Annotated in this window: 10 protein-coding genes; 8 read left to right on the top strand and 2 right to left on the bottom strand. The window is 58.9% G+C overall.

Translation table 11 applies throughout. The annotated features are described in order from the left end of the window. Both P9228_RS22890 and P9228_RS22885 read right to left on the bottom strand, forming a co-directional pair. Positions 1-729 (bottom strand): IclR family transcriptional regulator (locus tag P9228_RS22890; protein WP_278055817.1); only part of this gene is annotated, 729 nt, incomplete at its 3' end. 18 nt (positions 730-747) lie between these two features. After that, positions 748-1950, bottom strand: coding sequence for a Xaa-Pro peptidase family protein (locus P9228_RS22885; protein ID WP_278055815.1), 1203 nt, complete (start codon positions 1948-1950; stop codon positions 748-750). A gap of 235 nt (positions 1951-2185) precedes the next feature. On the opposite strand from P9228_RS22885, the gene P9228_RS22880 reads away from it, so the two are divergent. The 8 genes from P9228_RS22880 to P9228_RS22845 all read left to right on the top strand — a co-directional run bounded on the left by P9228_RS22880 (position 2186) and on the right by P9228_RS22845 (position 13402). Further along, positions 2186-3406, top strand: a complete 1221-nt coding sequence (locus tag P9228_RS22880; RefSeq protein WP_278055813.1) for an aminotransferase class I/II-fold pyridoxal phosphate-dependent enzyme — start codon at positions 2186-2188, stop codon at positions 3404-3406. Positions 3407-3409: 3 nt separating this feature from the next. After that, positions 3410-4183, top strand: coding sequence for an SDR family NAD(P)-dependent oxidoreductase (locus tag P9228_RS22875; protein ID WP_278055811.1), 774 nt, complete (start codon positions 3410-3412; stop codon positions 4181-4183). A 24-nt stretch (positions 4184-4207) separates the two neighbouring features. Then, positions 4208-5347 carry an ATP-NAD kinase family protein gene (locus P9228_RS22870; protein ID WP_278055809.1) on the top strand — a complete coding sequence of 380 codons (1140 nt, stop codon included), beginning with the start codon at positions 4208-4210 and terminating at the stop codon, positions 5345-5347. Between the two features lie 29 nt (positions 5348-5376). Next, the gene (gene gcvPA / locus P9228_RS22865; protein WP_278055807.1) at positions 5377-6864 is read left to right on the top strand and encodes an aminomethyl-transferring glycine dehydrogenase subunit GcvPA; all 1488 of its coding nucleotides are present in this window, start codon (positions 5377-5379) and stop codon (positions 6862-6864) included. After that, on the top strand, positions 6864-8441 hold the full coding sequence (gene gcvPB, locus P9228_RS22860; RefSeq protein ID WP_278055860.1) for an aminomethyl-transferring glycine dehydrogenase subunit GcvPB: 1578 nt from the start codon (positions 6864-6866) through the stop codon (positions 8439-8441). The genes gcvPA and gcvPB overlap by 1 nt, the downstream gene beginning before the upstream one ends. A gap of 39 nt (positions 8442-8480) precedes the next feature. Beyond that, positions 8481-9866, top strand: a complete 1386-nt coding sequence (locus P9228_RS22855) for an aminotransferase (RefSeq protein WP_278055805.1) — start codon at positions 8481-8483, stop codon at positions 9864-9866. A gap of 109 nt (positions 9867-9975) precedes the next feature. Next, on the top strand, positions 9976-11157 hold the full coding sequence (locus tag P9228_RS22850; RefSeq protein ID WP_278055803.1) for an extracellular solute-binding protein: 1182 nt from the start codon (positions 9976-9978) through the stop codon (positions 11155-11157). A gap of 55 nt (positions 11158-11212) precedes the next feature. Continuing rightward, positions 11213-13402: a N,N-dimethylformamidase beta subunit family domain-containing protein gene (locus tag P9228_RS22845; RefSeq protein ID WP_278055802.1), complete on the top strand. Its 2190-nt coding sequence runs from the start codon at positions 11213-11215 to the stop codon at positions 13400-13402. The last annotated feature ends 391 nt before the right edge of the window (positions 13403-13793 follow it).

The following is a 13793-nucleotide window of genomic DNA, read 5'->3' as shown; positions in this document are numbered from 1 at the left end:
GCGCGGCGCGGCGGCAGTGATGATAGCCGCCGCTTCTTCGACGTCGATATCTTTGGAAAAATACGGTGAAAACGACAGGCTAATTGCCGTCAGAGGCGCGTGCTCGGATTGCTTGATCAAGGCACCCACCGACGTCATGCCTTCGATGTTTTCGTCTTGAACGATCGCGTATCCGCGTTCCCGGGTCAGTTGCAGATCCCGCAGCAGCACTGATGGGTCGGTGATCGTTTTCTTCGTTATGGCGGGCAGGGGACCGGTACCAAGGATTTCAAGGGCTTCGGACTCGGGCAAAGATGAAAGAAGACACTTTCCGATTGCCGTCGAGTGCAGGGGGATCATGTCGCCGGGCTCGACCGGTACGGTGATAGGTGCCAATCCTGTCAGGCACATCAGGTAAATGGCGCGGCGCCCCTGCAAGGAGGCCATAAACGAATCGACACGAAGTTTGCGCGAAACCTCGTTGAGCTCTTTACGTGCCTCTATCAGCAGTTGATCGCGTCTGCTCAACGACGCGCCGAAAGCAAGCGTTTGATAGCCGATCGTATAACGTCTGGTTTCGGGGTCCCGCCTCAAATAGTGCCGTTCCGCGAGCGTGTTCACGAGCCGCTGGACGATTGCAGGGCTCAAATCCAGTAACCGGGCAAGTTCCCTTGTGCCGATCGGGCGTTCTGCCTGATTAACGGCTTCCAGGAGTTCCAAACCACGTTCAAGCGACTGGCTTTTAGACATTCGATGGTGCCACTGGTTTTATCGACGTATTTTGCGCTGGCGACTTGGCTCGGGGGTAAGACAAAGGGTGCGAGGCGAGTTTGTAAGCAGTTCGCTGCCGGTAGCAGTAACGATCACCGTGTCCTCGACCATCATCCCTCCCCATCCGATCTCGTAATAAGGTGTCTCCAGACAGAGAACCATGCCCTCCTCGAGAATGGTTTCGCTGGCCGGTCCAATGAGCGGGAATTCATGTGGACGAAGCCCTAGCCCGTGACCGCAGTGGTTGCGTTGATAGTTGGGCAAGGCACCGGCCCTAACCTCTCGCATTGCTACCTCGAAGACCGTCTTGGCAGGGATGCCGGCGCGCACAATGTCCAATTCCGCCAGTTCACCACGCAACAACGCTTCATATCTTTCGACGGCTAGGAAGCCGGGATCTCCCACAGCGTATGTGCGAGCCATGTCCGAGTAATAGCCATTGACTGACACACCAATGTCCAACCGAACAATGTCGCCCAGCTGCAGGACGCGATCGCTGGCGTAGGCATCGACTCGCGACCCGCGTTCGCCCGACGTGACAACAAGGAACCTGGGCACGCCGGCGCCGAGCGTGACATGCCTCGATATCTCAGCGGCGATTTCGACCTCGGTTGTTCCTGGTCGCACCAAATCGATGATGGACGTTATCGCCGTGTCCGTCAGTTTGGACACATAGCGCATGACCTCAAGCTCGCCCGGCAGCTTGACGGCCCTGCAACGCCGCAGGCGCTCGGCTATCGGGCATTGGCCCGCATCCGGCAGTGCCGTCTCGACAACCGCGTTCAGCTCCAATCTGCCGAGGTCATGTCCGATACGCTTCACACTGTTTAGATTTGACAGCACAGTCGCCAATGCAAGGGCCGGGGACGCGCTAGGTGGCGGCAAGCTTGCGAAGGTCGCATCGCCTTCCGACTCGAAGACGAAGAAGGCTCCATACCTCCATATTGAGTTGGGGTCGGACAACACCTCCAATGCCGCTGGTGCGTCACTCGCCCCGGTGACGAGAAAGATGCTGTCGCGGGTAGCAACGAGCATCTGCGTGTATGGCGGCATGTCCTGCAAGACGGACCGGTATCCTGAAAGATAGCCGATGTGGACCGGGTCATCAGTGACGACGGCATCGAGGTCCGGATTCAACGTGAAAAATCTATCCCGGCATTGCCGTCCCAATACGCTTTGTTCGCGCAGCAAGGGGGTCATTAGTGAAAATGTTCCTATATTTGCAACAATACCATGTATTTTTGATGCAGTGCGCCCTCTGTGTCAAATGCGAAAAACGCCGATTCGTTTGGGTGAAAGAGGCTTGACATGCCAAATCGTTCCGTTTTTAATATCACCGTTCCGATAAAAGGAACAGTAGCTGCCACCTAAGGCGCCTTTTCAAAACGGGCTCAGTGGTTCCAATCGGGGTTACGAGCCAGCTGCGGAGCGCAACATGTCGCCAAGTCAGGCTCACCGTGAGACGCTGTGCGTGATCTCGCCCGCAGCCCATCTCGATGGCTTCGCCAGCCTGTCAACACCTGTCTATCGCGCCTCGACGATCCTTTTCCCAACCGCCTCCGACTATCGTCACCGTGCAGACCGTGCCCCCGACGGGTACACGTACGGCCTGTCCGGAACGCCGACCACCAGGGCCCTGGAAGAACAAATCGCCTCGCTCCACGGCGCTCGCCGGTCTATCGTTGTTCCCTCTGGTCAGGCGGCAATCACGTTTGCGATGCTGGCCATCCTTTCGACGGGTGACCACCTTCTTGTTGCTGACAACGTCTATCCGCCAGTCAAGCAGTTTTGCCGTGAGATCTTGTCGACACTCGGCATCGAAGCCGAGCTGTTTGATCCGGCAGATCCGCAGGATATGCAGGCACGCATCCAACCTGGCCGCACGAAGCTTGTCTGGCTGGAGTCTCCTGGCTCGACCACGATGGAAGTCGCCGACATTCCCGAGCTCTCCCGGCTTGCGAAGGCTTCGGGCGCGTTCGTTGGTTGCGACAACACCTGGGCGACAGGCCTTCTGTGCAGGCCGCTCGAGCTTGGCGCCGACTTGGTGTCTGAAGCCCTGACAAAGTATTGCGGCGGTCATTCCGACCTTTTGCTGGGCGCAATTGTAACCAACGAGCCCGGCCTCCACGAGCGCATACGGCGCTCGTTGAGCATCTTGGGTGTCGGGGTTTCACCCGATGAATGCTCCCTCGCAATCAGAGGCATACAGACCATGGCCGTCCGCCTGCAGCATGCTGGTGACAAGGCACTCCAGTTCGCTGCGCGCATAGCCAACCGCTATCCCTTCAAAGTCTTGCATCCAGCTCTTCCCGAATGCGCGGGACATTACGTCTGGAAGCGCGATTTCAGAGGAAGTGCCGGTGTTTTCAGCATCCAGCTGCCCGATGTGGCCGCCGATCGAATCGATGAAGCAATCGACCGTGTGAAAACCTTTGCCATTGGAGCCTCATGGGGTGGCACCAGAAGCATCATTGCTCCGATGGAGATCGGCGCTGATCGGCACCTGAAGCAGCGCGAAGGTGCCGCGACCTATCTGCGGGTAAGCGTCGGCCTGGAAGCGGCAAGCGATCTTTGGGCCGACCTGGAGCAGATGCTGGATCATGTCCTTAAACATCATGCGTCCTCAAGAACATTGATCGCGTCAAATCGGGAGTAGGTCATGCGGTTGGCAGGAAAAGTTGCGATCATCTCCGGCGCCGCCCAAGGCATCGGCGAGGCTTGCGCGCGTGTCTTTGCAAAAGAGGGCGCGCATGTGGTCCTGGGCGACATCCAAGGTGATTTGATCGAACGCATCGCGGCATCGATAAATCAGGGTGACGGCAGTGCCGTTGGAGCTCATCTCGACGTAAGCGATCCAGTCTCGGTTCAGCGCTTCGTTGGCTTGGCGAACGAACACTTCGGCGGCATCGACATCTGTGTATGCAATGCTGGAGTCAGTCGGCCGAAACCATTTCTCGAACTCACCCCGGAGGAATGGGACCTTACCCTCAAAATCAACTTGGGCGGAGCCTTCCTGCTAGGTCAGGCAGCCGCCAGAACGATGGTGGCGGCCAACCGTGCTGGCTCAATCATCAATATGTCTTCGATTAACGCGGTCGTGGCCATCGAGGGGATCGCTCCTTACTGCGCCAGCAAGGGCGGCGTGAACCAACTGACCAAGGCCATGTCTCTCGCCCTCGCCAGCCAGGGTATCCGGGTCAACGCCATCGGCCCTGGCACCATCAGCACCGAAATGGTCACGGCAAGGGCGACGCCGGAAAGCAAGCGCATGCAACTCTCTCGCACGCCTCTGGGCCGGATGGGAGAGGCCGAGGAGATCGCGCGTGTCGCGCTCTTTCTTGCCTCGGATGACTCTTCCTACGTGACGGGCGAGGTCATCTATGCCGATGGCGGCCGGTTGGCGCTCAACTACACGGTTCCGGTCAAGGAATAAGAGGGAGGAAAGGCCAGGTCGATCTTGTTTGATCACCTGGGCCGAATAAGCACGATGAGGATTGGCCTGATCATCAATCCGGTTGCAGGGATGGGCGGCTCCGTCGGCCTTAAGGGCACTGACGGAGACGCGATGCTCAAGCGTGCACAAGAACTGGGCGCGGCGCGCATCGCCGCCAAACGTGCTCTTCGTGCTCTTCGGATACTGGCCGATGCAAACCTGCCTGTCCGTTTCCTCGCACCAGGCGGTGAAATGGGAGGAGACACCCTGGCGGCGAGCGGATTGATCTCGGACCTCTTCGAGTTGGGGTCGGGTTTCTCTCCTGGTTCCACCAAGGCAGCGGCGCAGAAGCTTCTCGAAGCACATGTGGACTTGTTGGTCTTCGCCGGCGGCGACGGCACGGCCCGCGACATCCTGGAAGTAATCGGCAGGGAACTGCCCGTCATAGGTATTCCGGCCGGCGTCAAGATGCATTCCGGCGTTTTTGCCCTGACCCCCGAAGCGGCTGGCAGACTGCTTGTCGACTTGGCGATCCAGGACAGTGCTCGACGGGACTTCGACGAAGCTGAGGTCATGGATATCGACGAGGATCTGCTTCGCGCTGGACACCTGAACGCGCGATTGTTCGGGTACATGAACGTGCCCCGTGTACGCGGGCTCGTCCAAACGGCGAAGTCATCAGGATTCTCAACCGACGACCTACAGCTGAGATTGCTGGGGCGCGAAATCGCTGGCGAAATGGAACCAGCGGTTACCTATCTCATCGGGCCAGGCACGACCGCCAAACGTCCGCTTGATGCGATGGGTCTCGGTGGAACCCTGCTTGGAGTGGATGCTGTAAGGGACCGGCAGCTCGTTGGCACCGATCTCACCTCAGATCAAGCGATCAGTCTCGCAAGGCAAGGGCCCGTCGGCGTCATCGTCGGTATCACCGGCGGTCAGGGTTTCGTTTGCGGACGCGGCAACCAGCAGATTGGACCGGACCTTATCAGGAAGGTTTGGCCGCATCGCTTCACCATGCTCGCAGGTGCAGAGAAACTCCAAAAACTGCGTAGACCTGAGCTCATCCTGGATACCGGCTGCGCGGAATTGGACGCCGGGATGCGCGGCTACGCCCGCGTTCGCACCGGTCCGAAGCGATCGATGATCATGCAACTCGTCTAACCGAAACTGCAAAACGGCTGAACATGGAAATGATCCAGGAAGATAACAAAGGCCAAAACGATCGCACGAGCGAAATGCGCTCCGACGCGCTCCCGTATCCGAACAGATTTGCGGGCACGTCCTCCAGAACGTCGCATCCTTGGATGGCAAGCTCTGCGCCGGGTCAGTTGGAAGCGATGCTGCGCGAGATCGGGGCGGCCAGCCCACGCGAGCTTTTTGAACAGATTCCGGCAGACCACTTCCGCAAAGCACCCCTTGAGCTGCCGGCGCCTATCACTTCGGAAGTGGAGCTGCGTCGCGTGCTTCGGTCCAAACTTTCCAAGAACCGGGACTGCGAGCAGAACCTTAGCTTTCTGGGCGCCGGCGTGTGGCAACATTTCGTCCCGGGCGTCGTCGACGAAATCGTCTCTCGCACTGAGTTCTCCACCAACATCTGGGGTTCGGCACAGTCGGATGTCGGCCGCAACCAGGCCTGGTTCGAATTCAGCAGCCAACTTGGCGCGCTCCTGAACATGGATGTGGTTCAGTTGCCTGTCTATTCGTGGGGGTGCGCCGCCGGCCACGCTATACGCATGGCCGCCAGGATGACGGGACGCAACAAAATCCTGGTGAGCGCCCTGTCCGATCCTGAGCGGCTGGCCGTGATCCGCACATATTGCGGCCCGCGCGACATGGAACGCAACATCGAACTGGTAACGGTGGCGTGCGATCCGAAAGACGGTCGTCTGGACATCAAGGATCTCAACGCGAAGCTCGACCGGTCGGTCGCGGCGGTCTATTTCGAGAACCCCGCTTATCTTGGCACTCTCGAGACGCGGGCGGCCGCGATTGCAGCCGCCGCCCGCAAGGTTGAGGCAGAGACCATCGTCGGCGTTGATCCGCTCTCATTGGGGATCTTCGCGCCACCTGCCGACTACGGCGCCGACATCGTGGTCGGCCCTACTCAACCGCTCGGCGTCCACATGAACGGCGGCGGTGGCACAGGCGGCTTCATCGCAACGCACGACAATGAACGCTATGTACGCCAGTACAACGGCTTCCTCGTGTCGATCGACGAGACCATTACTGCCGGAGAATATGCATTCGGCCTCTCTCATTTTCATCAAACGTCCTATGGCTCACGAGAGTCGGGAAATGATTGGACCGGTACCTCGGTCTATTTGTGGGCGGTAGCGAACGCCGCCTATATGAGCCTGCTCGGTCCCAAAGGGTTCGAGGAACTCGGCGCCCTGATCCTGGCTCGCGCACGCTTTGCTGCCAGGCGGCTTGGCGCGGTTCGCGGTGTGCGAATCCTTTGGCCCGAAAACCATTTCAAGGAATTCGTCGTCAACTTCGACGGCACGGGCAAATCGGTGCGAGAGATCAACGACGCGCTGAGAGCCGATGGCATTTTCGGCGGCAAGGACATCTCAAACGAATTGCCCCAATTCGGCCAGTCCTCGCTTTTCTGCGTGACGGAAATTCACGGCGCGGCCGACATCGAGCGTCTCGTGACCAGCCTGGAAAGAATCCTTTGATGCGCAAACAGAACGAACTTCGGCAGTTTCATGCGGCCAGGTGGAACGAACCCATCGTCATGGAGCTTGGGCGGCCGGGTGCGCGAGGTCAGGTCTATGGGCAGCCGGAGGCGGTTGTCAGCAAGACGGTGGGTGACACACGCGATCTGATCCCCCCGGAATTGGTGCGCAAGCGTTCCCCCGACATGCCCGAGCTCACCGAGTTCGAGGTGCAGCGGCATTTCCTCCACTTAAGCCAGCAGACGCTCGGCATGATGGGCATCAGCCTGTTCGGCACCTGCACGATGAAGTACTCCAGCAAGATGGCTGAGGCCGAGACAGTGCGTGCTCAGGTCTCCGAAACCCATCCCTACCAGCATGGGGATACACTTCAGGGAACCCTGGAAGTCATTCACGACCTCGACAGGACCCTGCGCGTCCTGTCCGGCATGGACCAGTTCGTCTTCCAGGCCGGCGGTGGAGCGGACGCTGCTTATACGATGTGCGCCGTGGCGCGCGCCTATTTCCAGGCGAAGGGAGAGCTGGATGTACGTGATGAGGTCATAACATCGGTGCAGGCCCATCCGTGCAATCCCGCAACGGCCGCCGCCGCAGGGTTCAAGGTCATCAATCTTCCTCTCACCGAGACCGGCTACCCGTCCCTTGAGGCGCTCAAGGCTGCAGTCAGCGAGCGCACCGCCATGTTGATGATCGGCAATCCCGACGACATGGGCATCTACAATCCGCAGATCAAAGAGTGGGTGCGCATCGTCAAAGAGGCCGGAGGTTTGAGCTTCTATGACCACGCCAACTTCAACGGCGTCATGGGCAAACTCGCTGCGCGGGAGCTTGGCTTCGACGCATGCATGTTCATGCTGCACAAGACCTTCGGCGGCGCAAAGGGCGGCGGCGGACCGGCCGTGGGGGCCTTCGGATGCTCCCCGGAGCTTGCGCCGTTCCTTCCGGCTCCGGTCGTCGTCAAGGTAGGCGACAAGTATCATGCCGATATGGATCGTCCGCAATCATGCGGGAAGATCCGGGAATTTTGGGGCAACGTGCCGCTGATGGTGCGAGCATATGCCTGGACAAGGTCCCTGGGTGCCGAAGGCATTGACCTTGCGTCCGATATCTCGGTCGTCGCCAACAACTACATCGATCACAAGCTTTCCTCCATTCGCGGTCTCCAGAAGTCCCATCCCGAGATCAAGAAATGGCGCATGGAAATGACGCGCTGGGGACTTGGCCCGATGAAGCTGGACACTGGTGTCGGTACCGCCGCGGCGGCAAACAGACTGGCTGATTTCGGAATCGATCCCTGGTGGATGAGCCACGAGCCTTGGATTCTCGACGAACCGTTTACGCCAGAGGCGGGAGAACTCTGGTCGAAGGACGACATTGATCAGTGGATCGCGGCGGTACAGCGAATATCGGACGAAGCCTATTCCGACCCGGCAATCATTCTGAATGCTCCCTACAACCAGCCGATTTCGAAGGCGAAGGGAACCTGGCCGGGCGATCCGGACAGATGGGCGATGACTTGGCGCGCTTATGTGCGGAAGCACCGGGGCGCTGAGCTCGAAGGAAACACGGCGGCCTGAGGACGCTGGCTGCCCCCGACTAAGGAAGAGGACACGAAATTGGACGCTCGAATTTCAAACGATCAGCTTGCCGAATGGGATCGGCAAAACTTCATGCACCCGATTACGGCCTACGGCGCGTTCGAACGGCAAGAAGTTACTAGCACTGTCATGTCGAGAGGCGAGGGTGTGTTCGTCGAGGACCGCGACGGCCGCAAGAAGTTGGATGCCTTTGCCGGGCTTTACTGCGTCAACGTCGGTTACGGCCGGACAGAGATCGCGGATGCCATCGCCGAACAGGCCCGCAAACTGGCATACTTTCATGCCTATGGCGGCCACGGCACCGAAGCATCCATCACACTGGCCAAGATGATACTGGACCGTGCTCCCAAACACATGTCCAAAGTGTATTTCGGCCTCAGCGGATCGGATGCCAACGAAACCAACATCAAACTCGTTTGGTACTACAACGAGGTGAAGGGACGCCCTGAGAAGAAGAAGATCATCAGCCGCTGGCGGGCATATCACGGCTCTGGGCTGATCAGTGGTTCGCTGACTGGACTACCGCTCTTCCACAAGCAGTTCGGCCTGCCGTTGGAATATGTCAAACACACCGAGGCGCCTTACGGTCTGCGTCGGCCCGACCCAGAGATGAGCGACGAGGCCTTCGTGGACTACCTCGCGCAACGGCTCGAGGAACTGATCGCTAAGGAAGGCGCCGACACCATCGCGGCTTTCATCGGCGAACCAGTGCTTGGAACCGGAGGGATCGTGCCGCCACCGGCAGGCTATTGGGATCGTATTCAGCCCATTCTGAAGAAGTACGACATCCTTCTCATTGCCGACGAAGTGGTGACAGGTTTCGGTCGACTGGGTTCGATGTTCGGAAGCGAGCACTATAACATCCGGCCCGATATCATAACCATCGCCAAGGGGTTGACGTCGGCCTACGCGCCCCTGTCCGGGTCTATCGTATCTGAAGATGTCTGGAGCGTTATCCGCGACGGCACCAACACACATGGGCCCTTTGGGCACGGATGGACATACTCCGCCCACCCGCTTTGCGCGGCCGCGGGCGTCGCGAACCTCAAGCTTATCGATGAAATGGGGCTGGTAGCCAATGCCCGCGAGGTCGGTGGCTACCTGAAGGCCGAACTCACCTCCGCTCTCGTCAACCACCCCGCGGTGGTGGAGGTACGGGGTGAAGGGTTGATGTGCGCTGTCGAACTCGCTTCCCTTAAAGATGGCAAGTCGGCATTCAACCCAAGCGACACTGTCGTTCCGCGCATCGTCGCCGAGATCGGCCGAAAGGGTGTGATTGCCAGGCCGATGCCGCAAGCGGACGTGATCGGCTACGCACCGCCACTATGCCTGACCAAATCCGAGGCGGACATCATCGTGGGTGCGACCCGCGACGCGATTGAAGAGTTCAGTTTTCCGGCGTGAGCCGGGCAAAGGAACGCCAAGCCCAATCGTTCGCTTCAGAAAGCGCAGAGCGACGCGGGCTTGGCTAGGAGGCCGTAGACAATCCAACTCAAAATGAAAGGGGAATGAAATGTCTGACAAGAACAAACTATTCGATAACAGCGACAATATCGCTGAGGAGCGCAGGGACTACATTTTTCGGTCGGCCGGGCTCGACCGAAGACAGTTCCTTTTCGCGTCCGGCGCTCTCGCAGCCGGAGCTACTCTGGCGTCCTGGGCGCCACCCGCACATGCCGAAGTCGGGGGCCAGCTCGAAATCATGGCCTATGAAGGCTATGCAATGGAAAAGGAGACTGAAGCCTGGCGCAAGGCGCACAATGTCAACATGCGCTCGACTGTTATCGCGAGCCAGGATGATGTCACCGCTAAGTTCGTGGGCGACCCGGTCAGGCTGGATCTGGCCGAGTATTCCAACGGCTATAACGACCTCTTCAGTGGCATGGGTATCCTGAAGGAAATCGATCTGTCCAAGATCCCGAACTTCAACGCCAACGACGTGTATCCCCCGTTCTTCAACGGCGAAATGTGGAAATGGGACAACAAGCAGTGGGGTATCCCGTGGACCTGGGGCGTCGATACGATCGTCCTCAATCCGAGCGCCGTCGGGTTCGAGGTGACCAGCTACAAGGACCTTTTGCGGCCGGAATTGAAGGGCAAGATCGCGTTCATGGACAGCCCGCTCACCGCGTGGCCCCAGATGGCCAAGATCGCCGGATACCGCGACAAGTTCCCGAACCTCACCAAGGAAGAGGTCGCGGATGTCTTCGCGAAGTTGCAGCCATACCGTGAGCAATCGAAGGTGTTCGCGACATCAGCCGGCGACATGGTCTCTCTTTTCGCCAATGGCGAGATCGCCGCATGCTTCAACGTGTGGACCGCGCTTCCGATCGAGCTGGCAAAGCAGAACGTGAACACGGTCGCGATCTTCCCGGTAGAGGGTCCGGCGGTGTGGGTGGACGCATGGTTCATCACCAAGACCGCGGAAAACGTCGACACCGCCCACGCCTACATCAACCAGTTGCTTACTCCCGAGGTGCAGGCCGCTTGTGCCAAGAACAACGCGGTTTGCTCGGTATCAAAAAAGGCGCCGCCGCTGATGGACGCAAACACGCGCAAGCTCTTCGACTACGATAACTTCGATGCGAAGTTCGGCTCCGCCAAGATCTACGGCCAGCCACCCCGCAAATCTGACAAGTTCGCCACTTATGACGACTGGCTGCAGGCCTGGTCGAGCTTCAAGTCGGGTTTCTAACCATCATAAGGGGTGCGGCTGCAGACTGGCCGCACCCCACACCCTGGTTCCGGTCATGGACGGCGAGACAAAGACCAGCATGCTCACAGGCTATACAAACCGTTTGACTGCGAGGCCGGGCGAGGCCCTGTCCTTCATGGTGAGTTCCCCTTCGGGCGCATATCATGCCCAACTCTATCGCATTTTCCAGGGCGACAGGGATCCGGCAGGGCCGGGCGAAAAACTCCTGCCAATCGATGTTTCGCTAAACGGTTCCTACGAGGGCGGCGAGCAGCAAATCAGGCCAGGCTCATACATCGAAATCGCGGCCAGCAACCATCTGGCGCTCCACGGCGATTTCACGGTGTTCCTCTGGGTGTTTCCGACCCTCCAGAACGGCAGGGAACAGGTGCTGCTATCGCGGGAGGATGACGCTGGTCGGGGCTATCGCCTGGGACTGGACAGCAGTGGCCGAACCTTCTTTCAGTCGGGTGAGCGGCGCGTCACTGCATGCCATCAGTTGGAGACCGGCCGATGGCAGTGGATCGGCGTTTCCTACTTGGCAAGCACGTATGGTTTGACCATCCACTCTGGACGCCATTTTAAAGATCCGACCCTGGAAACGGTCGCGCCGACGACCTTGCAACTGGTCGTTCAATCGCCGTCCATGGACGTGGCGCTGTTCCTTGCAGGTAGGGGACAGGCAGGCTATGCGCAAGATAGCTTCAACGGCAGGATCGCCAGTCCGGTTGTCTACGGTCGCTGCCTTCCGAACCATGAAATCGACGCTCTCGCGCTGATTGGCGATCACTCCGAGTTTGTGTCCATCGCCGATTGCCTCGCGGCTTGGGATTTCAACATCGGCCATGAAGGCACCCTGATTCACGACGCCTCCGCGAACGCGCTTCACGGGACAACCAGGCAAAGGCCGATGCGCGCGATCACGGGGCCGCACTGGACCGGCGCGATCGACGATTTCCGGTTTGACCGAAACGGATACTCGGCGATCCATTTTCATCGGGATGGCCTCACCGATGCGAATTGGAACGAAAGCTTTTCCTTCACCGTGCCTGAAAACCTGACGAGCGGTATCTACATCGTGCGCATTACCGCGGGCGACGAATACGATGATATTCCGTTCGTTGTTTCGCCGCCTCTAGGGCAAAGGCAAGCGGACGTCGCATTGTTGGTGCCGACCTTCACTTACCTCGCCTATGGAAACTATCCCAGCCGCGGCATCGATGGCATCAAGTGCCTTTATGATCTCTACGAGGATAGCACCGGGGTTCCTCACGCATCCGGTTTGCACCCGATTCCGACGATCCGGCCCCATAGAGGATTCGTCCTTACGACGGAGGGCATCCCCTTTGCGCGCCATCTAAGCGCCGATCTCTATTTCCTCGATTGGGCGAACGAACGCGATCTGGCGATCGACGTCATTACCGATCACGATCTGCATGAGTTCGGGCTAGACCTGCTGAAGCCGTACAAAGGCGTGTTCACCGGATCGCACCCCGAATACGTGTCAGAACAGATGCTCAATGCATTGGAGCGTTATCGCGACACAGGTGGCAGCCTGGCCTACATGGGCGGCAATGGCTTTTACTGGGTCACCTCCGTCGCCCCGGGCGGCTCCTTCATCGAAGTGCGCCGGCCGAACGGTTCGCGTAACTGGACGTCACGGCCGGGCGAGGGCCACAACGCACTTACTGGAGAAATCGCGGGGCTTTGGCGTTTGAGAGGCAGGCCGCCGCAACAACTGGTCGGCGTCGGCTTCACGGCACAAGGATATGATGCGAACGATCATGCCGGACCTCCCCGGCCCCACAATCAAGTCGCGGATCGTGCGGTTCCCATCGCACGCGAGCTTTTCGAAGGCGTGCCCGAAGGCATTCGAATTGGCGACTTCCGAACGCTCGGCATTGGCATTGGCGCGGCAGGGGATGAGATAGACCGTCTCGACTACGCCCTTGGTAGCCCATCACACGCAACCTTGTTGGCCCGCGCCGAGGGGTTTGCGCCCATGTACCAGCCGGTGATCGAGGACCTGCGCGAATCCAATCAACTCGCGCTACCGCCACCCTATCGGAGCGTTCGGTCGGACATCGTGGCGTTCGAGACGCGCACAGGTGGTTTCGTCTTTTCGGTCGGAACCATGCAGTGGTTCAGCGCGCTCTATCACGATGACTATAAAAACTCAGTTTCGCAGATCACCGAGAACGTGTTCAGGAAGATGCTGGGGGGCGCACCGCCGACCCGCGGCTAGGACGCGCGCTGTGGTGGTTTTGGGTTTTGGTGGTTGGTCCGGCGCTTTCGCCGTGATTCGCCATGAGGGATGCCGATAAGATAGCAAATGTATCAAACTGCGTTGCGCGTGGCTGATGGGCAAGACGGCGCTAAGTCAGCCGAAGTCGTTAGAGATTTTCCTGCCAGCTGATCCCATCTTGGGGTTGCGTGGACCTGTCTTCAGGCGGGCTAGTCTCGCAAGTGAGACGACGGCCTAATCTCGAAAGCCGTCTCACCGAGCGTCTCAGATGCTGAGACGTTGTCGATAAAATTTATATATTTCAATTGCTTAATGGTTCTCCAAAAATCTGGCATGCATAATGCATGGCTTGGGTAACTGCTCCCTGAGAGCGAAAGGGGAACTGCGAAGC

The organism is Mesorhizobium sp. WSM4898, from assembly GCF_029625845.1.
Taxonomy (GTDB): Bacteria; Pseudomonadota; Alphaproteobacteria; order Rhizobiales; family Rhizobiaceae; genus Mesorhizobium.
Note: the sequence above shows the minus strand (reverse complement) of the source record. Positions and strands in the feature narration are given on the sequence as shown.